The 23,559-nt window shown below is 53.2% G+C and carries 21 protein-coding genes; 7 read left to right on the top strand and 14 right to left on the bottom strand.

All coding sequences use genetic code 11. From position 1 onward, the window contains the following. Positions 1-81: 81 nt before the first annotated feature. The 10 genes from AABA21_RS01650 to AABA21_RS01695 all read right to left on the bottom strand — a co-directional run bounded on the left by AABA21_RS01650 (position 82) and on the right by AABA21_RS01695 (position 10,460). Entirely contained in the window at positions 82-2,028 is a 1,947-nt protein-coding gene (locus AABA21_RS01650; protein WP_338247161.1) for a hypothetical protein, read from the bottom strand. A 628-nt stretch (positions 2,029-2,656) separates the two neighbouring features. Next, complete coding sequence (locus AABA21_RS01655; RefSeq protein ID WP_338247163.1) at positions 2,657-3,820, bottom strand: baeRF7 domain-containing protein; 1,164 nt, start codon at positions 3,818-3,820, stop codon at positions 2,657-2,659. Positions 3,821-4,043: 223 nt separating this feature from the next. Next, positions 4,044-4,454, bottom strand: a complete 411-nt coding sequence (locus AABA21_RS01660; protein ID WP_338247165.1) for a nitroreductase family deazaflavin-dependent oxidoreductase — start codon at positions 4,452-4,454, stop codon at positions 4,044-4,046. A gap of 59 nt (positions 4,455-4,513) precedes the next feature. Next, positions 4,514-4,987, bottom strand: coding sequence for a hydrogenase maturation protease (locus AABA21_RS01665; RefSeq protein ID WP_338247166.1), 474 nt, complete (start codon positions 4,985-4,987; stop codon positions 4,514-4,516). 31 nt (positions 4,988-5,018) lie between these two features. Further along, positions 5,019-6,311 carry a Ni/Fe hydrogenase subunit alpha gene (locus tag AABA21_RS01670; protein ID WP_338247168.1) on the bottom strand — a complete coding sequence of 431 codons (1,293 nt, stop codon included), beginning with the start codon at positions 6,309-6,311 and terminating at the stop codon, positions 5,019-5,021. Continuing rightward, on the bottom strand, positions 6,308-7,081 hold the full coding sequence (locus AABA21_RS01675; protein WP_338247170.1) for an NADH-quinone oxidoreductase subunit B family protein: 774 nt from the start codon (positions 7,079-7,081) through the stop codon (positions 6,308-6,310). Before AABA21_RS01675 ends, AABA21_RS01670 begins: the two co-directional genes overlap by 4 nt. A gap of 1 nt (position 7,082) precedes the next feature. Next, entirely contained in the window at positions 7,083-7,925 is an 843-nt protein-coding gene (locus tag AABA21_RS01680; RefSeq protein ID WP_338247172.1) for an FAD/NAD(P)-binding protein, read from the bottom strand. Further along, positions 7,925-8,395, bottom strand: a complete 471-nt coding sequence (locus AABA21_RS01685; RefSeq protein ID WP_338247174.1) for a cyclic nucleotide-binding domain-containing protein — start codon at positions 8,393-8,395, stop codon at positions 7,925-7,927. Before AABA21_RS01685 ends, AABA21_RS01680 begins: the two co-directional genes overlap by 1 nt. A 2-nt stretch (positions 8,396-8,397) precedes the next feature. Then, the gene (locus tag AABA21_RS01690) at positions 8,398-9,543 is read right to left on the bottom strand and encodes a 4Fe-4S dicluster domain-containing protein (protein WP_338247176.1); all 1,146 of its coding nucleotides are present in this window, start codon (positions 9,541-9,543) and stop codon (positions 8,398-8,400) included. Between the two features lie 230 nt (positions 9,544-9,773). After that, positions 9,774-10,460, bottom strand: coding sequence for a VOC family protein (locus AABA21_RS01695; RefSeq protein ID WP_338247178.1), 687 nt, complete (start codon positions 10,458-10,460; stop codon positions 9,774-9,776). Positions 10,461-10,797: 337 nt separating this feature from the next. Between AABA21_RS01695 and AABA21_RS01700 the strand changes: the two genes are divergently transcribed. Next, positions 10,798-11,733 carry an NADP-dependent oxidoreductase gene (locus AABA21_RS01700; RefSeq protein WP_338247180.1) on the top strand — a complete coding sequence of 312 codons (936 nt, stop codon included), beginning with the start codon at positions 10,798-10,800 and terminating at the stop codon, positions 11,731-11,733. Positions 11,734-11,802: 69 nt separating this feature from the next. Here AABA21_RS01700 and AABA21_RS01705 read toward each other — a convergent pair whose 3' ends face one another. Together AABA21_RS01705 and AABA21_RS01710 are read right to left on the bottom strand one after the other, a co-directional pair. Then, complete coding sequence (locus tag AABA21_RS01705; protein WP_338247182.1) at positions 11,803-12,147, bottom strand: hypothetical protein; 345 nt, start codon at positions 12,145-12,147, stop codon at positions 11,803-11,805. A 160-nt stretch (positions 12,148-12,307) separates the two neighbouring features. Next, on the bottom strand, positions 12,308-12,736 hold the full coding sequence (locus AABA21_RS01710; RefSeq protein WP_338247184.1) for a VOC family protein: 429 nt from the start codon (positions 12,734-12,736) through the stop codon (positions 12,308-12,310). 356 nt (positions 12,737-13,092) lie between these two features. Between AABA21_RS01710 and AABA21_RS01715 the strand changes: the two genes are divergently transcribed. Beyond that, the gene (locus AABA21_RS01715; RefSeq protein WP_420917123.1) at positions 13,093-13,917 is read left to right on the top strand and encodes an aldo/keto reductase; all 825 of its coding nucleotides are present in this window, start codon (positions 13,093-13,095) and stop codon (positions 13,915-13,917) included. 341 nt (positions 13,918-14,258) lie between these two features. Here AABA21_RS01715 and AABA21_RS01720 read toward each other — a convergent pair whose 3' ends face one another. Next, entirely contained in the window at positions 14,259-15,200 is a 942-nt protein-coding gene (locus tag AABA21_RS01720; protein ID WP_338247188.1) for an MFS transporter, read from the bottom strand. A 687-nt stretch (positions 15,201-15,887) separates the two neighbouring features. Between AABA21_RS01720 and AABA21_RS01725 the strand changes: the two genes are divergently transcribed. Beyond that, positions 15,888-16,826, top strand: a complete 939-nt coding sequence (locus tag AABA21_RS01725) for a phosphotransferase (RefSeq protein ID WP_338247191.1) — start codon at positions 15,888-15,890, stop codon at positions 16,824-16,826. Positions 16,827-16,905: 79 nt separating this feature from the next. Here AABA21_RS01725 and AABA21_RS01730 read toward each other — a convergent pair whose 3' ends face one another. Then, on the bottom strand, positions 16,906-18,954 hold the full coding sequence (locus AABA21_RS01730; protein ID WP_338247192.1) for a beta-galactosidase: 2,049 nt from the start codon (positions 18,952-18,954) through the stop codon (positions 16,906-16,908). A 412-nt stretch (positions 18,955-19,366) separates the two neighbouring features. On the opposite strand from AABA21_RS01730, the gene AABA21_RS01735 reads away from it, so the two are divergent. The 4 genes from AABA21_RS01735 (at position 19,367) to AABA21_RS01750 (ending at position 23,436) form a co-directional block, all read left to right on the top strand. Next, positions 19,367-20,278, top strand: a complete 912-nt coding sequence (locus AABA21_RS01735; protein ID WP_338247194.1) for a DUF2785 domain-containing protein — start codon at positions 19,367-19,369, stop codon at positions 20,276-20,278. A 244-nt stretch (positions 20,279-20,522) separates the two neighbouring features. After that, positions 20,523-21,614 (top strand): amidohydrolase family protein, encoded by a 1,092-nt coding sequence (locus AABA21_RS01740; protein ID WP_338247196.1) that lies wholly within the window; start codon positions 20,523-20,525, stop codon positions 21,612-21,614. 18 nt (positions 21,615-21,632) lie between these two features. After that, complete coding sequence (locus AABA21_RS01745; protein WP_338247198.1) at positions 21,633-21,989, top strand: Rieske (2Fe-2S) protein; 357 nt, start codon at positions 21,633-21,635, stop codon at positions 21,987-21,989. Between the two features lie 85 nt (positions 21,990-22,074). Beyond that, positions 22,075-23,436: an ABC transporter substrate-binding protein gene (locus tag AABA21_RS01750; protein ID WP_338247199.1), complete on the top strand. Its 1,362-nt coding sequence runs from the start codon at positions 22,075-22,077 to the stop codon at positions 23,434-23,436. Positions 23,437-23,559 lie beyond the last annotated feature (123 nt).

Raw genomic sequence — 23,559 nt, forward strand, 5'->3', positions numbered from 1 at the left:
TGGTATAAAACAAAAAGCGCGCCCACACCACTTTATTAGGAAGTATGGGCGCATACGTGCAGTCTAACTACAGACTACTAACTAAGATTTGGGTTGACCACGCAGATTAATCTGGAAATAGATCTCATCATTATGGTTCCCATATACCCCATCGACAACATCGCTTCTGGTGTTCCCACTTCTAGGTACCGTAAAGGTAGGCGAATGACAGAAATCATCATCCGCGCAGCCAGGATTGCTAGAGATGGGAAGCGATACTGCGGACATGAGCTGAGTTCCATCGGTATCATTGCTGGTCCCCGGATAAACGTTCAACGAATTGCCATCCTTGCTCATTGTGATCACGTAAAAATGCCCCTGGCTATCCTGCGTAATACGCGCCTTTGTACCCAGCGAGATATCTAGCTTTACATCTTTCACTATCTGACCATTCTCGATAATGGCATGATGTGGCCCATTATACAGATTATTATAGAGAATATGCACTCTGCCCTGGGTATCAATGTAGCTATCCGTCAAGTAGGTTACATCGTAATCAGTAGTATTCTTCGGCTGTACCTCCGTAACCTTGAAAAAGGACATCTGTGGATCTGCCACGGTAACATCTTTGATATAGAAGTATCCGATCGCATTAAAGATGTAGTCAAAGCCAGAGGAAGCGGTCAGTCCAAGCTCTTGCCGCTTGACGTCACGCATGGCTGTAATTGTCAGATCGTTGTTCTCACCCAGGAAGAAAAAGGCATAGGTATAGCGACAATCCAGGGTATTCGTATGGAAGGTCCATTTACCGTCAGACGCAGAATAATAGGACCAGAGGAATTGACCCGGAATATCCTGAGAGGTCTGATAAATCACCATATCACCTTTGGCATCAATAGTAGCACCACTATAGCCCTGATCTGTTGACCAGTTGCCAGTGATGTCCTCTTGCTCAAAGGTATTACCCAGATCCTTTGAGTATAGATGCACTAACTTCCCCTGTGTGCCCGGCCACGTAAACAGGTGAAGTTCGTCGTTGGGTCCAACAAGAATATTGATCGGTTCGGTCCCCGCGTCGCCATTCTTCAATTCTTCCCAATGGCCATTGGAGGTCAGATGCATCAGATGCCAGGTACGATTCTGTAAATCTGTACCCGCACTAATATAGACGGTAAAGATATCTTTAGAAGTGCGTACTATCCGGCTCTTTTGCACTCCCCAACTGTTAGGTACATATGTAGAACCATCAGCTCCAAATGCGCGATTAGTGACCTGCACAAGGTTCGACAGGACAGGGTTGCCAGGAGCGGTTGGTGTCGCCTTGACAGGCGCTGTCGATGTAGCAGTCGCCGTTGGTGAATTAGCCGTACAGGGTCCGGTAGAAACCGGTGTGTCCGTCGGCGACGGGGTATCCGTCGGAGGCGGGGTATCTGTCGGCGTCGGCGTAGCAGTTGGCGTTGGCGTATCCGTTGTTGTCGGGGGGGCCGTCGGGACAGGGGTCGGCGTCGGTGTGGCAGTCGATTTTGCTGGCTGCGTCGGATTGGTTGGTTGCGTCGGATTTGGATTCGAACCCTGGGTCGAAGGCAGATTGGTTGGTTGCGTTGTTATTCCATTGTTAGAACCCGGATCAGGTTGCGTCGTTACGGGATACGAAGGTTGATCCGCTACGGGACCGTTTGAAGTCGAGGGCGGATAATCGGTTGAAGTCGGATAATCAGTTGAGGGTGGATAATCAGTTGAAGTTGGATACGTGTCTGTTGGCGTCGATGTATCCGCTCCCGATGGATTTTTTGATGGATCGGTCGCAGTGGTAGTAGGCACATCCGTATTGGTTGGAGTCGATATAACCGGGGGTACAAAGGGTTTGGCCGGCCCATCGCTGGTATGGACCATGCTGGCCTGCAAGCCATGCCAGAGTGGCGAATTGGCCCTGGCCGGCATAAATTCGCTGAGGCCGGATGCAAGCGAAATAAAAAATATAGCCAGAACCAGCACAGACGCCATCAGGCGCTGACGAGTCTTCCAGAATAGCGGAAGAGTGGCTGGCACATTTTTCCCTCTGGCGAGTTGGCGTTGAAAGGATGAGAAACCATCTCTGGAAACGCTTAAATACTGAAACAACGCCCTACGAAAAGCAAATAAAAGCCTATTCAATATGCACTATCCCTTCTTCCTTGAATAGCTTACCACTGGGCACTCAATTTATTACAGCATTGCCCTATCTGATGCATGCGCTTTGTTTGTTATGCGTAGTTGCCATGAATTAAAAATAGTTTTCTTTATCATTGTATGCATTAATTCTATTATATGCGCTTCAAGGGATTCTTTCAACCTCCACACCTTTAAAGTTTTTTGCATTATCATTACACATGAGCTCAATTACACCGTCTGCTCGCATAAAATTTATATTTATCTATATTACCATCTTTTTCTCTCAACTATTATGTCTACAGATGAAAGTACTTTGAAATGTACTCAACTACCCCCACCAAATATTTTTCCCTGTGGGGCTGCCTGTGGCGGCCCTACAAGAGAGAGAAGGCCAGGGGAGACCCCTGGCCCCCCACAGGGGCTCACCGCCTCTGTGAACCCCGCATCACCAGTTTGACGGATTTTTGAAAAATCCAGGATAACTCATAACATCTTTGGTGACGCTATGCCGGATTGTGTTACATCGTTAATAGCGGAATACGGCTGCGGCTAACTGGCCGCCAATAGCATCGGGTTGATCGAGGATATAGACGGCGCCACCATGCAAAACACATTGGGTGGCCGCCCGCTCCAGTAAATCATCATCCCCGGGCATGGCGGTTTCATGCACCTCCATAGCCTCGGTGAGCGGATTGAAGCGGCCCCATTGCTCGCGGTCGCGCGCGATGAACAAGGAGGCGATACGCCCCTCGTGGGCGGCAGGCACGACCAGGGTAATATTGTTGGAGGCCATCTCTGTTCCTGAGTTCTCCTGATACTGTGCCAGCGCCTCCTGCTGTCCCCGTTCCAACACCGGCCCAACCAGTGACAAGGTTTTCTGATGCAGTTCCTGGGGCGATAGCTCATCCGGGTTGCCCGCCAGGCTATTTTCAAGCAGGTGAGGATATGTATTGGCCTTGCGATACAAGGCCGTCAGGTATTCTACCCCCGCCAGCACCATCGGGACGGTTTCGTCATGCAGCAGTTCACGCAGACCGTGGTTGATCTGCTGGAAGTAGCGTGTCAGCTGCTCTTTTGCCTCGTCACTTTCACCTTTGCCATGAAAGACCAACGTGTGCCGTCCACTTTTGCCTACCAGCGCACCTGAACCAGTGCTATGGTACTGCAGTTCTTTCTCCGGCTGCTCATACTGCAGCGTCGCCGCGAGGCTCTCGGGAACCTGCTCTGGCAGGAGGACGTCCTGTATCGTGTAGCGCGTCCCCTCCAGCAACCTGATCTCATTTTGTGACAACGCCAGCACATAGAAACGTCCGTCGTTGGCTAGAAATGATAGCAGGGGCTTGAGATAGAAGTGTGAGCTGATCACCTGCTGCTCCTTGACGCGTTCTGGCAGGCGATAACAGTGAAACTGCTCCAGGCTACGGAAGATAGCCATTCCCTGACCTGGTTCCAGCCAGAATTCGTGATCATCGGGCAACTTTGATAGTGGCTTCAGCAGTTCATCTTTTATACTTGCGAATTGTGTATGTTGCTCCAATTGCTTCTCGATCTCACGCAGTTGATTGCGCAATCGAACCGGATTCTGTTGTGTCTCTGGCCCAACCTGCTCAACAGGCATAAACAATGAAATACAGGGATCATAATGCTCTTCCATCAACGTCTTGACTTCAAATCTGGATGGTATCTGCATGAGTTTTTCTCCTCTTGCGTTCATAAAAACAGACCACCATTACGTCTTCCACAGCATGCACGACGGTTCATTCAATGAACGAATCAGATCATCACGATGGGACAGTATGACCACGATCACCAAACTCTCTGTGCGCGTCCTATCTATCCCCGAACAAAAAAAACCAGGCCGAAGCATCTCTGATTCAGAGATGCTTCGGCCTGGTTCTTATGCTGGCAGCAGACTACCTGGCGGGTCGATCAAGCGCGATAACGGGGATCTCACGCGACGTCTTCTGCTGATATTCCGCGTAGGGAGGGAAGACTTCCGCCGCGCGCTTGTATGCCCTGGCACGCTCTTCTCCGGTAAGAATTTTCGCGGTGGTAGTAAACTTCTCGTTCCCTACTTCCACGGTCACTTCCGGGTGGGCGAGAATGTTTAGATACCACTCGGGATGTTTGGGATTGCCACCTTTTGAGGCCACTGCCAGGATGCGGTCCCCATCTGGTACATACATCAAAGGAATAATGCGCTCCTGGCCCGTTTTGGCTCCCTTGGTGGTCAGCAGGATCAATGACGCCCAGCCTCCAACCTTACCACCGTTGGCGCGAAACTCCTTGATAACCCCTTCATTTCTCTCTTGCCATGGATTCATGATATTTGCCTTTCCATCTATTTAAAGATAAAGAAAAAAGTTTTAGTGTGTTGCGCTTTCTATTCTATCATATGAGACTGGATGTCCCGCCAGATCAGCTTAACAACCTCCTTTACGGCACATTCAACAACGGGCGAAATAGTGGTGCCAGCGCAAAAGCATTCGCCCTCGATACCATAGATGAGCAGGTCTGGCGGCAACCTGTTGAGTGCCCGCGCCAGTTGTATGGCTTCCCAGACCCCAAAGGCATGCGAGGAACAAAATCTGGGACCAGCAAAAGCCATGCTTGTTACGTGGGGATCAAGTCGATGCAGCGCTCCGGGGCACGCTCCTGACGCAACGGCGTCGATCAGAATGACGCGCTCAGCGTGCGCCCAGGCGTCTAGCAGCCACACGCCATCACCATCAGACTCAAGGCAGGTCACGCCATCAGGGAGTTGCATCTCTTTCAACATCCGGAGAGCCAGCAATCCCGCGCCATCATCGCTGCGATAGCCGTTGCCGATCCCGATCACCAGCATGCGCCCGGACATACTTACTCCCTTTCTGCCGCTGTCCCCTGCTTTATGCGCGTTCGATATGCACACGCAAAAAATGCGTCGCGCAAGAGATGCAGGGATCATAGTTGCGGATCGCCTGCTCACATTTCCAGGTCAATTCATCGTCGGGCAGTTGGATGATGCGCGCCACATAGCCTCTGAGGTCCTGTTCGATCATCTTTTGATTCTGTGATGTTGGCGGAACGATCCTGGCGTCCCGAATAATGCCATGCTCATCAATGGTATATCTATGGTAGAGCAGGCCGCGTGGCGCCTCGGTACAAGCATAACCGGTCGCGTTCCGTGGCTGCAGCGACACGCACGACTGTTCAGGCATCTCGTATTGCTCGATAAGGCGCAGGGCTTCGTCGAAGGCATAGAGCACCTCGATGCTGCGCACGATAATGCTCTTAAAAGGATTGCGGCAGGTCGCATCCATATCCACGGATCGCGCTGCTTCTCGCGCCAGAGAAGAGAGACGGTTGAAATTGAGATTGTAGCGCGCCAGTGGTCCAGTCATATAGGCGCCCCGTCCTTTCAAGCGTGAATGGAGCGCGTTTGAATATGGCACCTGCTCTTCAATAAAATGATCGTCATACTCTCGGGCGGTGATATCGAGACCCTTATTGGAGATTACCCGCCCCTCATTCATTGGATATTCATCTGGATGACCGAGGGCAACAAATTCGTAATCCTGCTGAAAGTCGGGAAAGGGAAGTTGCGCCACCCAGCGCACCGTTTCCAGCGCGTTATCTCTACCTCGACGCAGCTGTTCTGCCAGGGATACGAACTCCTGCTGCATGGGCACTTTATAAAAACCGCCGACCTTAACGTTGACGGGATGAACGGCACGACCACCAAGAAACTCGATGATGGCATTGCCCGCCTTCTTCATCTGCAGACCGCGCTGCACAACATCGGGATAGTCCTGCGCCATCTGCCACACTGATGAGTAACCGAGAAAATCAGGAGAGTGCAGCATGTAGATATGCAGTGTATGGCTCTCGATCCATTCTCCGCAGTAGAGCAGACGCCGCAGGGCACGTAGTCGTCCCTCCACCCTGACCCCGCAGGCATCCTCCATGGCGTGTACGGCGCTCATCTGGTAGGCCACGGGACAGATGCCACAGATGCGGGCGGTAATATCGGGCGCATCACCGAAGGCGCGTCCACGCAACAGCGCCTCAAAAAAGCGCGGCGGCTCGATAATCTTTAATTCAACATCCTGCACCAGGTCATCTTTCATCTTGATGAAGAGGCTCCCCTCGCCCTCGACGCGAGCCAGGTAATCAATAATGATATTTCTATTATTATTCATAATGACGTGCTCTCCCGACGAAACGGCTCGGCATACGCGTTGAAGGTCTGTAGCTGGCGCCTGATCTCCGCGTTCGTCATTCCCATGCGCCGAAACTGGCGGCTCAGCGACACCAGATTAGGGGTTTCTTTGGGACCATAGCAACCATAGCAGCCGCGATTGAACGAGGGACAGATTGCTCCACAACCGGCATGCGTCACAGGACCTAGACAAGGTGTACCGTGCGCGACCATGACGCAGACGTTGCCCTGTCGCTTGCACTCTACGCAGACACTATAGGCGGGAATGTCGGGCCTGCGCTGCCGCAAAAAGGCATTGATGACCTCCAGCAACTGATGCTTGTTTATGGGACAGCCCTGCAGTTCAAAGTCGACGGTGACATGAGAAGAGATGGGCGTCGAGGTGCTTAGCGTCTTGATGTACGCGGGAGAGGCATAGACTAGATCGGTGAACTCGCGCACATCCTGAAAGTTGCGCAGGGCCTGGATGCCACCAGCGGTCGCGCAGGCCCCGATGGTCACCAGGTATTTTGAGACCTGCCGCACTTGCTGGATACGCTCTACTTCCTCCGGGGTAGTGATCGAGCCCTCGACCAGCGAGAGATCATACGGTCCGCTCACTACGGCGCTGGACGCCTCATGGAAGTTGGCGATCTCCAGCGTCACGGCCAGTTCCAGCAGTTCGTCCTCGCAGTCCAGCAGGCTCAGTTGACATCCATCACAGGAGGCGAACTTCCAGACCGCCAGTTTAGATTTCTGTCCCTGGCCCATCTTAGATCTCCCGTTTGAATAACAGGTCTCGCACCTGTCTGTAGGCCAGCACCGGCCCATCCTTGCAAACAAAGGTGGGACCATACTGGCAGTGTCCACAATGACCGATGGCACATTTCATATTGCGCTCCATTGATATATATATCCCCTCACATGGGACGCCACATCTCTCTAGCTCATTGACGACAAAGCGCATCATGATCTCTGGCCCACAGACAAACGCCAGCGTGTTCAGCGGATCAAAAAAGGCGCGTCCGATCAATTTGGGAACGACGCCAACGCTGCCGCGCCAGCGCTCACTGGCTCGGTCGACCGTAACGACAACATCCAGGTCCAGTCGGCCACGCCAGTGCTCACAGTCCGCGCGATAAAGGATATCCTCGGGCGTGCGCGCACCATAGAGCAGTGTCACGCGGCCAAAGTCCTCGCGGTGGGCAATAACGTGATACATGACGGAACGCAGCGGCGCCAGTCCCACTCCTCCGGCTATCAGCAACAGATCTTTGCCCCGCGCCTGCTCAAGCGGCCAGGAATGTCCAAAGGGACCGCGCACTCCAAGCACAGCTCCGGGTTGCATGGCACAGAGTGCGCTTGAAACGTTACCAACCGCGCGAATGGTATGGACCATCTGCTCCGGATGATCCGGATCACCGCTGATCGAGATCGGTATTTCGCCCACACCAAATGCATATAACATATTGAACTGCCCGCACGAGAAAGGAAGTGGCTTGCTGTTGTCCGTCTCCTCAAGCTCAAAAGTCACAATATTGGGAAGTTCATCCTGCCTGCGCCGGATGCGATACCAGCGTGGCAGCATAGGATCAATGCTGTCTGTCAGTATCATCAACTACCTCCCATCCCTGTTTGATAAATATCAAGCAGTTGCAGGCGCGTTGTTTGTAGCCTTCGCATAACGATATATGCCACTCGCTTGACGAGCCGATATCCAAATACGTGATCGCTCTCACACATGTAGCGCAGGGACTCTCCATGCAGCGCAATGGCCTTGACCTTCTCAATCACATGGGCGCTAAAATGCCAGCGATACGGCTCGAATAACCATGACCAGCCCAATACCTCACCCGCCTCGATGGTCTCGATGGAGATAGCACCGCGATCGGCTGCAAAGGTCTCCAGCGCAACTTTTCCCTCGATAATCACATAGAAATATTCGGCCGACTGGCCTTCATGAAAGATATACTGATTGGGCTCATACTCAACCGGCGTGGCCAGGTCAGCCAGTTGATGGAGATAGTACAGGGGCAAACCTTTGAAGAAAGGATGGGCAATCAGGATCTGTTCACACGTTGGCATGGCTACGACTCCTTTTGCTCACTGTCATAGATGGCGCGCGCCTCCTCCGTGATGTCGATACCCACCGGACACCAGGTAATGCAGCGGCCACAGCCGACACAGCCAGATGAACCAAACTGCTCGTACCACGTTGAGAGCTTATGCGTCATCCACTGCCGATAGCGTGATTTGGGCGAGGTACGTACGCTACCTCCATACAGATATGAGAAGTCCACGTTAAAACACGAGTCCCACTTGCGTACGCGTTCGGTCTCTTTATCCGCCAGGTCGGTAGTATCCTCTATAGTGGTGCAAAAACAGGTGGGACAGACCATGGTGCAGTTGGTACAGCTCAAGCAGCGTTGAGCCACTTCATCCCAACGTGGATGTTCCAGGTTGCGCGCCAACAGATCTTTGATGCCCTCTGGAGAGGTCGGCATCTGTCGTCCCATCGATCGGGCCGTCTGCTCTACTACCTGCTCAGCCCGTGCGATATCTTCGTCTCCAGCCGGCTGGCACTCTAGAGCGTGCATGATGTCTGCGCCCGCTTCACTTCCAATTTGAACTACAAAGAAGTGGTTGTGTGCATCTATGATTTCTGTCAGCGCCAGGTCATAGCCAACAGTTACGCGCGGCCCCGTCTGCATTGAGGTGCAAAAGCAGGTTCCACCAGCCTGCCCGCAATTGAGAGCGACAATAAAAAGATCCTTTCTGCGCTCCTGGTAGATTGGATCGATATAGGCATCCTGCAAAAACACACGATCCTGAATGGCAATGGCGTGCAACTCACAGGAGCGCACGCCAAGAAAAGCATATTTAGTAGGAGGCTGATTCTCTTTAGCTATGCGAATTCCCTGTTCGTCACGCCACGCGCTCCAGAGACGCATAATTGGAGGTTGCAGAAACTGCTTCCATGAATGCGGACCAACAGCATAGCCAAAGCAGGCATCGTCCTGGCGCCTCTTAAGGCGATAGCTGCCACCATCCTGTTCATCCGTATAACCTCTGGGAAGATCACCCATAGAGGTCAGCATATCATAGACGATGACCTCATTGCGCACGGTTGGCCCGATCACCTGGTATCCTCTATGGCGCAAGGCAGCAATTAACTGCTCCAGCCGCTCACACGGCATGAGCAGTTGTTCATTGATGAATGGTGAGGAGTGCATGCTGTTACGCCTCCTGTCCAGCTCAAACCCGGCAAGGTTTCATGGGAATAACCACACACGTAGCCCAACAATTTTAGCCAGAGACGCTCTTACTACTTACACGCTCTCCTCCATCATTTTGAAACAATGACCCATCGAAACAGGGAGGTAGAATCACCCACAAGATCTTTTACAAGAGAAAAGCGGTAGAAAAGAGGTCTCGTCTGTTGTGAAAGATCATTGGGACGCTGTTATGCTGTGTGTACGGTAATAGTGTATGGATAGGGAGCAAGTTGGAACTGCTCTGCGCGCGGCCCACTGATAACGACCTGGGCCGGCGAGACAATCGCCTCGACCGTTTCGGTGGGTAGCCAGGGGCGACCAGTTTTTACCACCACCAGCTGACCGGAGATATCTCCCAGGTAGCCAAAACCAGGGGAGACCTGATCTGCAACGGGATAGGAGATGATCCCCTGCCGCTGCTCCAGCTGAGCGGCAATGGCCGGTACATCCTCCACCGGCAGGCCAATCTCACTCACGCGCAGAACATCCTGGGATCCAAATTCTCCTGGCGTTTCGTGCTCCAGGCCGTTATGCACCATGTATTCCAGGATGTTATTGTCCGCATCCTCAAAGTAGAATGAGCGCGCATTGAGGCCATCAAAAAAGATCTCGTCTGCGCCCGTCTTGAGCGGCAAAAGTGGTACTCGCTGCGCGATCCAGTCCTTGGCCTGCTGAAACTTGTTGCGCGGAATCGTAAAGGCGATATGATAGAGCACCTCTTGTCGCGTCTCCTGCAAGGTGAGACGGGTCGTGCCAGCCTGAACCGTAAATGAGGTCGTCGTCTCAGCGACCACAGGTAACTCCAGCACAGTGTTATAAAAAGCTTTCTGCTCGCTCAGCTTCCTGGTCTGTATGGTAAGTTCTTGAATATACATGAATTTTATCCTTCCAGCCTAGTTATTATGTTAACTTCTCTCCTCACCACCCCTTATTTATAATAGTATCTCTCACCTCCTCGACGGTGACATTGTTCAAAAGACGGGGATCCTCCTGTACAAACGGTCAATTCATAGCCATTGCCACCCCGGTTTCTCTGCCGACGCATGGCAAAAGTTCTGGCCGTTATGCAACAGTATGGCTCCAGGTATTCTCATAGATGCAAAAATACCCACTCATGTATTTCACCCACATCAGATAGAAGTTACCAACGTAATATACATACGTGTCAAGAAGAGAGTCTTTGACAGGAAAAGTAAAAGGAGTTCATCTGTTATGGCTAAACAAGCGCAAGCAATACGTATTCACAATTATGGCGGTCCGGAAGAGCTTAAGCTTGAGCAGGCGCAGATTCCTGAGCCCCAGGCCGATGAGGTGCTCGTGCGCGTTCATGCGGTCGGAGTAAATCCGGTCGATTGGAAGATTACCGAGGGCTGGCTGAAAGACTTCCGCCCGGTACAGTTCCCCTACATACCCGGTCGCGACATCGCGGGCATCGTCGAAGAGGTTGGACCCGGGGTAACGGCGTTCCAGAAGGGGCAGGCGGTCTTTGGGCAGAGCGCCAGGGGTGGCTACACAGAGTATATTCCAGCTTCGGTCAATACCCTGGCTCTGAAACCTGACGCACTTAGCTTTGAAGAGGCCGCGGCCATCCCGGTGGGTGCGACGACCGCCTGGCAGGGTCTGTTTGACCATGGCAATCTTCAGCCTGGACAGACCGTTCTCGTTCAGGGTGCCTCCGGCGGTGTTGGCCTGTTCGTGGTCCAGTTCGCCCACTGGAAAGGGGCCCACGTCATAGCCACCACCTCGAGCTCAAACATTGACTTTGTGCGCTTGCTAGGAGCCGATACTGTTATCGATTATAAATCTGAGTCGGTCGATCAGACCGTGCACGACGCGGACCTGGTCTTTGATACCGTAGGCGCTCCAACCCTGGCCTCGTCGCTCAAAGCGCTGAAAAACGGCGGCACGCTGGTGACGATCGCGGGGCAGCCGGAGGAGGCGCAGGTGAAGGAGAAGAATGCGCGCGTTGAGCGTTTCTCCGCCCAGGTTTCGCACGATCTCCTGGAAACCTTCACGAAGTTGATACAAGAGGGCCAGTTGAAAGTCGAGCTTGAAGCGACATATCCGCTCGCTGATGCGGCTCAGGCGCATCAGCGCAGCAAGACCGGCCACGGCCGTGGTCGCATCGTGCTCAAAGTTACCGACTGATAGCAAACAACGATGCCGGACGTATGTAGCGAGCTACACACGTCCGGCATCACCTTATAAACAGCTATCTTACAAGTTCACCGTCATATTTTGCCGACCGGCTTTTTGCGCATTGCTGGAATGTTCATGGCAAGGCGGCAATCTCCCCTGACAATGGAGCCAGAGGGCTGGCGTCTCTTCCGAGATGTCTAGTAGGTAAATGGTTGTCTCACAACTATTTATGATCATACGCGCCATCTTCTGTAGAAAATGGGGAGCATTCTCATCGAGGTGCTTGATCAGTTCATCCGCCTTCCATCCCCTGGTATCAATATTAGCGAGGGTCATAATCTCCAGGTTGATATCGATGACATGATCGGGATAGCGGCTGTTGAGCCCTTGCAAACATACGCTGAGAATATCTTCTAAATACATCAGCAGGCCTCCTGTGAAATATCTTCATGAGCACGCTTCACAAACTCGATCGCCTAAGCCCTACACGCTCACCGGCCATCGATAGAGGACAAGATGTATGCATTCCCGCACGTTTTCATCCGCCATCAGCAATTGTCGCAGCTACCCGCTACATCACAAATCAGGCCTGCCAGCGCGCATCGGCCTGCGCGTGTGGCGAATCGCTGACGATCTGCATCAGTTCGATGGCATTGCCATCGGGATCGTTAAGCCAGTACTGCAGGTTATGATCTATACCTTGCTTGGCTTCGCCGGTAATCTCTACACCCCGCCCTTTGAGCTCCTGCAGGGTTGCCGCCATATCATCAACCAGCAGGCAGAGATGATTGTAGCCAACGTTCTGTCCACGCGGCCGATTCTCACCGGCACCACCAGGAAATAGCTCAATAAAATTACCTGGTGAAACCTGAAGATATACGATCCAGGGCGACGGTGTACCTTCACGATCAAGCCTGAAGGCCTCTTTCAGGCCCAGCTTCTGACAATAAAAATCCAGTGACTTCTGCAGGTCGGAAATGTAAAATGCGAGATGTCCGATACCAGTAAGCATTACAGTGATCCTTTCTGATCGACATGAATATCTTCTCTTCTATGAGTTGAACACGAAAAAATACTCCTGTCAAGCAATTGACCATTTATTTATACCCATTATCAGGCAGAAAAGCAAGACATTAATCATATTTATTTCGTTCCCACGAAAAAAAGACTTCTTTCTCTACTGACTCCAGAACGGGCTCTGGCTCGTATCTATATATAGTTGGGAATAAATACAATGAGAGAAAGTGTTTGTGTAAGAGTAAGACACATTGGGAAAATATAAATGGACAATGTCGGAGTATTTGTGTGCTCTTCAACAGGCTTGTCTCTCCCTAATACACATTCAGGAGGACCAGACTTTTGACCAATATTCAACATATTACTGATACAACAAAACTTAATAATGGCATTCAGATGCCCTGGCTTGGCTTTGGCGTCTTCCAGACTAAAGAGGGTGACGAGGTCATCAACGCAGTACGTGATGCTCTGGAGACCGGCTATCGCTCGATCGATACGGCTGCCGCGTACGGCAATGAGACCGGTGTGGGCACCGCCATCAAGCAGAGCGGCGTATCACGTGATGAGCTTTTTGTCACGACGAAAGTATGGAACTCTAATCAGGGCTATGATACGACTCTGCGCGCCTTTGATGAGAGCCGCAAGAAGCTGGGCCTTGATGTGATCGATCTGTACCTGATCCACTGGCCGGTCAAGGGCAAGTATAAAGATACCTGGAAAGCCATGGAGAAGCTATACCGCGATGGTAGCGTACGCGCGATCGGCGTCAGTAACTTCCATGTCCACCACCTCAATGACCTGCTGGAGAACAGCGAAGTGGTGCCAGCCGTCAACCAGATCGAGCTGCATCCACTGCTCAGCCAGGTTGAGCTACGCAACTTCTGCCAGCAGAAAGGCATCCAGGTCGAGGCCTGGAGTCCTCTGATCGCAGGCAAGCATAACCTTCCAGTACTGGACGAGCTGGCCAAAAAATATCACAAGTCACCGGCACAGATCATCCTGCGCTGGGATCTGCAGCATGGCATTGTGACCATCCCGAAATCCATCCACACCGAGCGCATCCGTGAGAACGCCAACGTGTTCGACTTTACACTCTCTGACGAAGACGTACAGCGACTGGATGGTCTGAACCGCAACGAGCGCACCGGCGCCGATCCAGACAACTTCAATTTTTAGGTGTCAGACACACTTTTTTTCGGGACGTGATAGCCTCCGTTCGGGCGGCCGCATACGCGGCCGCCCTTGTTTTTCTGTTGTTGCATTGGGTGCGCTAATGCGCACCCAATGCAACAACAGAGGAAAGTCGGCGTGCATCCGATGCAACAACACTGGGAAGTTAGCGTAAACTCGCACATGTCCACTCGTTGCAACAACAGAGGGAAGCTGGCATGCACCTGATGCGCCAGCGCTAGGAAGCTGGCGTACACCCGAACATGGGCGTCCGATGCAAAAACAGAGAAAGTCGGCGTGAACTCGCACATGCGGAGAACCCGGGCGGGAAAAGGCGTGCATGGCAGCTATATACTGTCCTGCTTTTTTGCCCACACTACCCGTGCAGGCAATCGCCGCTCAAGCCAGAGCAGGCTCATTCCTGACACAGATACCAGTGCCGCCAGGAAGAGCCACGGCAGCGATGGCGTCACGACATAGAGGTTCGAGAATAAAGCCGGGGTCAATGCGCTGGCGACGCCCCATGAGAACTCATACGTTGCCAGGTAACGTCCACGCAGGGCTACAGGACCAAGGTCGGCGACCAGCGAACTGGTGGTCGGCCCATACAATATGGATGCCAGTGTATGAATAGCTACTACCAGAAACAGGTAAGGAACCACCAGGAAAGGAGGTATAAATAGCGCCAGGGCAAAACAACCACACGAGATCCCCCACATAAGAGCAGCCAATCCAAGGGTTCTGGTACGGCGGAATGGCTCCATTAAACGCACCATAAACGTTTGACAGCCGATCACCAGCAGTGAATTGAGCAACAAAGCCGGACCAGGCAACCAGTCAGGAGCGTGTACAGCCTCGGTTACATAGACCGGGAAGGCCGTTGCCAGCATCATCGAACAGAGAGGAAAAGAGATGCTGCTGATCAAAAAAAAGATGAACTGGCGATGCTGAAGAATAGCTTTATACGGCACCTTCTCTACCTGCTCATAGTCTCTTTGCCCTGGTTCTGACAAATGCAGCAACAGGCTCGCAGCCAGCAGGTAACAGAGGGAACTTGCGCTAATCAGCATATGGTAGATATCTGGATTATGCGTTGCCAGCACAATGCCTGCCAGTAAACCACCAATCCCTAGCCCGACATTGCGTATGACTCCGACCAGTCCGAACCAGCGGGCCAGTTCACGGGGAGTAGCAATATCAACGATGAGCGACGCGCTGGCCGCGAAAAAGATCCTCCCGCCAGCCGTGACCAGCAGAGCCATGATGAAAAAGACAGGCACCGTATGCACAAAGAGATAGCCCAAAAGCCAATCGCCTGGATCAACTGACTGATGGCGGTTATCCGTCGCGCCCCAAAACGATCTACCAGGCTGCCAGTAATTAGCGATACCGGCAGCGCGCAGACGGTCGCACAGGTCAGGGTCAGCCCGATAATCGGCAAGGGAAGGTCAGTCGTGACCTGAAAATAGAGGATTGAGAGCGGTATAAACAATCCCGCTCCCAGAGCGTCGATGACCAATACCACTAAGAAACCATACCGTCCCTGCGTCTCTGGCAAGCCCAGCTGGTCCTTCCATCTATACATGAAATTCCTCCTGACAAACAAAAAAAGAAGAGGAGCTGGTAGCATACCTGTTCGGCAGCTTGCCAGCTCCTCTTCTCTAAAAAAGGGCATTCCACAAAATGAATGCAGCTGTTTAGATTTCACATGCTTCCCGCATCACATTATGCCCTGGGAAGCCAGAGGAAAGGGGTAGAATACCCACAAGAGAGGCCATATATACAACATCGGGCGCGATCGATTCGCTTTATTTGGCGCCCTGTATATGAAAATGCCTCTCGGCTGGAGATTACAATAAATTCCTTTCGTCATACAATTATAGCACATCAATGTTTCTTTGGAAAACGCACATGATACAAAAATGAGCGCTACCTGGCGATCACTATCAGCCTGGCAATCATGAGGAGGGAAAAAGATGCCGCGTACATTGGAAGAGAAACTGACCGCTATTGCCACGCACTTTGCGTTGGGACCCGTCATAGACTTTGAGCGCACCAGCGGCACCAATGACAATTATCTGGCGAGCACACCATCTGGTGGTTATCTCTTCAAGATCATCACAAACTCTCCCTTACAAAAAGTCTTAGATGGTCTGCCATTTTTGCAACGCCTGCAGGAATACCATTTTACCGCCAGCGCATACTACCTGTCGGCACCCGATGGCAACCAGTTCTATCATAGCCCCGATTGCGACGCGGTCGTACTGACCCGGCTACCAGGATCCATGCCACAGCCATCACAAAAGGTTAGTCAGGCTATTGGCGCCCAACTAGCCAGACTCCATCTCGTTCCCAGCCAGAACTTACCCACCAAACCCCACTGGCTGGATGCAAGCTATATATCAAGATCTCTGCATAGTGCTATTCAGCTCTATGGACCTGAGCGTCTGCAACAGACCTTGCGCATCGTTCATTCACTGAGCGATTTTCAACCTGAGACATTTCCACAAAGCATCGTCCATGGTGACCTGGATACGACCAATTGTCTGTTTGATGGCTACTGGCTGGTTGCTTTTGTCGACTGGCAAGAGATCGGCGTGGGCGCGGCCATCATGGACTTTGCCATGACGGTGTTGGGATTCTGCTTTGTGGATGCACCCGAGGGCTCTGATTACTGGGCCTGCTTTGATCCCGAGCTGTTTCAATCCCTCTTCTCCGGCTACCAGAGCATTCGCCCCTTTTCGGACTATGAACTGACGCATCTAGATGCGGCATTCACCCATACGGGTCTGACGCAGCCACTCTGGACCATGCTCAACTGGGAGCAATACCATCCAGGTGAGGAGATGGTTGAGACCAATCTGCTGTATTGGAAATATGGCCTACCCGATATCCGCTTATCCTCCCTGATCTAACCGATTACGTGTGGGTGAGCGCCGACGTCCACCCAGGACGTCGGAAGACGTCATCCGGACCAATACGTGATCTTCTTCTTTAATATGCAGGGATGAGGATGGCGACGCCAAGGGGTGAGAGTTGTATATCCTGTTCATAGACGCGCCGGGTAAGCACATCGCGCATGGGTTCCGGCAACATGATCATCTGTGTCTCGGGCAGATGATTGAGCAAGAAGTAGGCGGTCAGCTTGCCTTCGCGGCACGTGACCTCAACGCCTGGTGGAACCAGCAGAGGCGCTCTCAGTCCCAGACGGCTCTGCAGCATATTTATCAACATATCTACCCCCGCCGCATCTGGCCGGGTGGCGACATAGAATGACTGGCCCAGGCCATGATGATATTCAGTAATCGCGGGCCAGCCAGCGTAGAAATCCTGTCCGAAGACGGCGAGCGCCTGCGCCCCTTCCAGGTGCACGATATCACACCAATGCTCACAGCTATAGGTGCCATTCCAATCATCCGTCTCTCTCAGACAAAACAGGGTGTTCATCTTTCCTGGGGGCAACGGATCAAACTCTTCCACCCAGATACCCAGTGTACGCCGTAGGGGGCCAGGATAGCCGCCCAGCCAGGCGCGATGGCTCTCATCGACCATGCCACTAAAGTAGGTGGTCAAGAAGGTGCCCCCCTCTTTGACATACTGCTCGATGGCCGCGCCTTGCTCCTCGCTCACCATGGTCAACAGGGGCGCGATCACCAGCTGGTAGCTATCCAGTGGCTGGTCGGGCGATATAATATCAACGGCGATGTTGCGCTGCCATAGGGCTCTGTAGTAGTGCTGCAGCTCCGCAATATAATTGAAGTAACGGCTGGGCGTGTGGCGATTCTCTACCGCCCACCAGTTGGGCCAGCTCATCATCAGTGCGACGCGCGCCTGCATATGCGTCTCCAGCAGGGCGGGCTCCAGCAACTTGAGCTCCGCACCCAGTTGCGCCACTTCCTGAAAGACACGCGTATGCTCATGACCGGTATGGCTGACGATGGCGCCATGATACATCTCCCGGCCACCCCGCGCCTGTCGCCACTGAAAGAACATTACGGAGTTTGAGCCGTGCGCCAGCGCCTGGTAGCTCTGCAAGCGCATCACGCCCGGACGCTTGAGCGGATTCTCCTGGTGCCATTGCACCTGGCTGGAGGTCTGCTCCAGCAACAGCCATGGTTGACCAGACTTCAGACTGCGCATAAGGTCAAAATGGAAGGCGGCCATATCGGGGGTGGCATTGTGGCGCGGATACGAGTCCCAGCTGATGATATCCTGGTGTGGCGCCCAGGCAAAATAGTCTATGTAGCGCGTCAGACCGTGGAAGTTGGTCATCACCGGCACATGCGGCGTGACCTCACGCAGTATGGCGACCTCGCCCAGATACCCTTCGAGGTTCATATCTGACAGGAAACGTTGATAGTCAATCTGTAGAGCTGGCAGGCTATGCTCGCCGATGCTGCTGGGTGGCCGCACCTGCTCCCAATCAGTGTAAGTGCGGCTCCAGATGGACGTAATCCAGCGGCGATTGAGCTCTTCCAATCGCCCATAGCGCAGCTTCAGCCAGTCGCGGAAGCGCATTGCGCAATTCTCACAGTAGCAGGTCGGACCATATTCGTTGCTGACATGCCAGAGCCGCAGCGCGCGATGATCTCCATAACGTTCAGCCAGCCTGCGCACCAGTTCCTGGCTCAGGCGGCGAAAGTCCTCATTGGTCGGACAGTAGTTGAGGCGCACGCCGGGCTTGTGTCGCATCCCCTTCTCATCCATCGGCAGGACCTCTGGATAGGCCGCCGACAACCAGGACGGCTGGGCCGCCGTAGCGGTCCCCAGACAGACTCCAATCTGCTGTTCCGCCAGCATCTCAAAGATATCGTCCAGCCACTCAAAGGTAAAGCGATCCTCAGCCGGCTGTAGCGCCGCCCAGCTAAAGATTCCCAGCGAAACCAGGTTCACGCCAGCCTTGCTCATCAGGCGCACATCCTCCTGCCAGATCTCGCGCCAGTTCTTATCCCCCATCCACTGCTCTGGATTGTAGTCCCCCCCATAAAAAGCAGCGGAAAACCTGAGTCCACCTCCCCGCTGTCCCGCTTGATAGTACCCCATAGCTCCACCCTTCCATATGTTCGGACCGCGCGTCCGATTACTCCTTCGCCTTCGAAAATGTCCCCCGTTTGTTCGGATCTCGCGTCTGCTTAATAGCGTTTTTTTCAGTATAAGCTGTAAATACAAATCTGGCTGCCATGTGCATGGCAGGGCGTAGAGATGGTCATGCTATAATGATTGGCAGAGACGCCGCAACAATGATGTGAGGTGCTGGCAACCGCTCCTGTAGGGTCACATCTAAACACTCCCTCTAGGATGCAATCCCTATTGCTCTGTCCACAAAAGACCTTGTCTCTGTCTGCTGGCAAAGATAAAATGGCCTTGTACATGAGAAATTATTGTCTGCCTGGCGGTCAATGGGAGCACATAGCTCTCCAGCCCCTGGCAGGCATGGAAATAGAAGTAAAGGTTTATGGTGGACAAAGCATTCTGGCGCTCAATCGCGCTTAATCAATTTCAGGTTCCGGCTGGCTATAGCGTTGAACAGCTAACGCCCGAGTTATTAAGCCTGCTGGGCGATCCCGATCCCGAGTTGCGCGACTACTATATCTACTCTACACTCGAAAACTGGATTCAAGAGGGCCTGTATACCCACACGCAGCTGCGCTCGATGGTTATGCAACTGGCCGAGAATATGCGCCACGATATGGGCAAGCAGGGAGACGATACGGTGCTGCTGCGCTCCTTCTCGGCCCTGACCCTCTCCGATATCCTCAAATACGATAACAGCCATCCCTTTCTGGCCAGAAGCGAAGTCCACGGCATTCTAGAACAGGCCATCAGCTACCTGGTGAGCGAGCAGGATCTGCGTGGCTACGTCACCGGCAAGGGCTGGCTGCACGCACTGGCCCACGCCGGTGACCTGCTGGGTGTGCTAGCCCGCAATCGCCATCTTGGTGACACAGAGCTCAAGCGCATGATGGCCGCCCTCGCCGAACGTGTAACGCTGCCAACCGATTACGGCTATATGACATTGGAGGAGGAGCGCCTGGCGCTGGTCGTTATCGCCGCTCTGACACGTGATATTCTCTCGCCTACCTTCTGGTCCTGGTGGGGCCGGCAGATGGCCCAGGTAGAAGAACGTATGCACTGGGAAAACACTGTACGCTTCGCACAGCCTCCCGATATCAATGCCTACCACAATACAAAACTATTCCTGCATGCCCTGTATTTTCAATTGACCATTGCTGGCTATAAGATGCGCGGCGTACCAGAGCTGGTCGAGACGATCAGGCAGACCCTGAATCGGCTCGATCCAGGCTTCTTCTCGGCCGATGTAATCAAAATTCTTGATCCCGATATCCGTACCGAGAATCTAACATAATTATTCAGGCTGCTTGCACCCTTTACAACTCTGTCAATAAGCGTTACTATAAAGAGAACATCCTATGTTGACTAAATAAATCAACTTTATCGACATAGAGGGTCGAGCTTGCTAACCAGGTAAGCGCGATTCTTTATGTTTGGACAACTAGACGAGTAGAAGACGTTTCACGCTCCGCGGATGTTGGAGGGATGTTATAGGGTACAATGGAGGTGAAAGTGTTTAGAGTGAAAGGATGCAAGCAATGACGACCACTGATACCTCTAACCGTCAATCCACTGGTGGGTCGAAGTATACGGGTCCGATCATCGATACGGATATTCATGAGACGTTTACAAAATGGACCGACCTGGTGCCTTACTTGAAGGAGCCATGGCGCGGCCTGATTACCAATGGCGCCTGGCAGGGCACTGGTAATCCTCATGTGCATTGGGCCAGTCACGGCGTGAACCGTGGCGATTCTCAGCCAGCCGATGGCTCACCAGCTGGATCAAGCTTAGAACTGCTGCGCGAGCAGGTGCTGGACCTCTACCCCATCAAGTATGGCATCTTAACCGGACAATTCATGCCGGCGGTGATGCCGATGCAGTTTGAGTTCGCGACCGCGCTGGCCAATGCCTACAATAATTTTGTGATCGATCACTGGCTAGCTCGCGATCCTCGTTTGCGCGCTAGCATCCAGCTGGCCCCGCAAGATCCTCAGGCGGCGGCGCGCGAGATCGATCGCCTGGGCGATGATCCCCGCTTTGCGCAGGTCCTGCTACCGATTGGACAGTGGTCCTATGGCGATCCTTTCTACCATCCCATCTTTGAGGCCGCCGCACGCCATAATCTGGTGGTGGCCTTCCATCACACGGGCGCTGTGGAGAGCGCGCTGGGCAAGGGACGCTACTATATCGAGTGGCATATCAATGTGCCACAGGGCGCCATGGCGACGCTGACTAGCCTGGTCGTCAATGGCATCTTTGATAAGTTTCCCACGCTGCGCTTCTGCGTGCTGGAGAGCGGCTATAGCTGGCTCCCGCACCTGCTGTGGCGCATGGACCAGAACTATCGCTCCCTCCACCTTGAAGTGCCCTGGGTCAAACAACTCCCCTCGAAATATATCCGTGAGCGCGTGAAGTTCTCGACGCAGCCAACCGAGGATACCAGTGTGGAAAACTGGCTGCGCCTGCATGAGATGTTGGAGACTGATAAGCTGCTGGTCTTCGCTACCGATTATCCCCACTGGGACTTCGATTCGCCCGAGGAGTCTGTGCCGCGTGGCCTGCCTGCCGATCTGCGGCAGAAGATCTTCTATGATAATGCGCGCGAGCTCTTTGGCTTTGAAGACTAGAAGGGGGTTTGAGAATAGATGCAGTACCATGTTTGCCACGAGACAGATGTTCCTCGCGGCGAGAAACGCAGCTATACCGTCAAAAATATTCCAGTTGTGGTGGTCCATAGTGAGCAAGATGAGTTCTATGCCATCTATGGCATCTGCCCCCACCAGCGGAGCCCTCTTAGCGAGGGCTTACTGGTGGGTTTGACCGAAGCCACACAGCCGGGCGAAGAGTTCTGCATTGCACGCGCCGGCGAAATTATTCGCTGCCCTTGGCATGGCTTTGCCTTCGACGTTACAACGGGCGCCTGCCTTACCGAACCCGATAAATACCGGGTACGCACCTATCCCGTGAAGGTTGATAACCAGGAAATCTATCTGGAGATTTAATCATCTCCATTATTGCGTCATTATTTCTTTATCATTTCTCTGGCAGCCAGAATCTCCTGGCGCAAAGGAAAGGCGGATATCATTTATGGGAATCCTTCCTCAGCAGCCCATAAACGCTCGCGAGACAGATCCTGTTTCAACGCAGAAGCTGACACGCCGTACGCTCCTCGGCAATGGCGTGAAGGCTGGCGTAGGTGCGACCGTGCTCGGCCCCTTGCTGGCGGCGTGCGGTGACGATAGCTCTTCTTCAGCTAAACCTAATGGTCCGGTCACGATTCAGTACGCGGCCTTGAGCGATCAGACCGGTGAGCAGACAGCCGAGATCGCTCGCTTCAACGATCTGCACAAGGGCAAGATCAAGGTCGAGTATCAACAGTTGCCACCAGTGGCGACCGATCAATACAGCAAGTTTGTCAGCGCCTTCCGGGCTCAATCCGAGGTGCCCGACGTCGTTCATATCGATGTGACGTGGCCGGCCCAGTTCGCCGGATCCAGCTGGCTGGAGCCCCTCGATAAGTATGCCTCCGCCGATTATTTGAAGCAGTTCTATCCCAGCGCGGGCAACGTGGCCAAAATCGACGGCAAGATCTATGGCATCCAGCGCTACCTGGACATCGGCCTGCTCTACTATAGGACCGATCTGGTGAAGAAGTATGGTGGACAGGTACCACAGACGCGGGCGGATATGGAGGCCATGGCGGCAAAGATTCTGGCCGGCGAGAAGGCCAATGGTATTCAGTATGGCTACTTGATGCCGGGCAAGAAGATCGAGGCTATCGTCGATGAGTGGCTAGAACTCCTATGGGGCGCTGGCGGCAACATCGGCAATCCGGGCAGCCTGAAGGTCGACGATACCTCTAGCATCGATGCGCTCCAATATATGCACGATCTGATCTACAGTAAGAAGCTGTCGCCGACCGGTACCAATACGTACGCGCCAAACGATATCCTCAACCTGTTCAACAATGGACAGGCTCCTTTCATGCGCAACTGGACCTTTGCCTACGCGCTGGCTAATAACCCCAAGAGCTCAAAGGTAGCTGGCAAGGTGGGTATCGCTCCTACACTGGCCCTCAATGGCAGCAAAGGGCAGGGCTGCACGGGCGGCTGGGTGCTAGGCATCAACGCCAACTCAAAGTATAAAGATGAGGCCTGGGCCTTTATCGATTTCTTGCTCAGCAAGGAGACGCAGACCTCAATGGCGCAGAACGCCGGACTGGTCTCGACGCGCCCCGATGTACTCAGCGATCCTGCGCTGCAAAGCAAGCGCCCACAATTCAAGGACCTGGCAACGATCCTGAACAGTGGTCATAATCGTCCACAATTGAAAACCTATAACCAGTTTACGACTCCACTGCAGGCCGCCATCAATGGCGTTCTCAGCAATCAGCAGTCGGCGGCCGACGCGCTGCATGGTGTGCAATCGCAGGTTGCATCCCTGGCTTAACCGCCCCGTTAGCCTGGCAGGAGGGCAGCCAGCCCTCCTGCACCCTTCGATCCCTGAGGGGATGATCTATTTCACGTCTATCCATACAGAGAAAAAGGATTGCAACGTATATGGCGGTAGTTC

Source organism: Dictyobacter halimunensis (assembly GCF_036245075.1).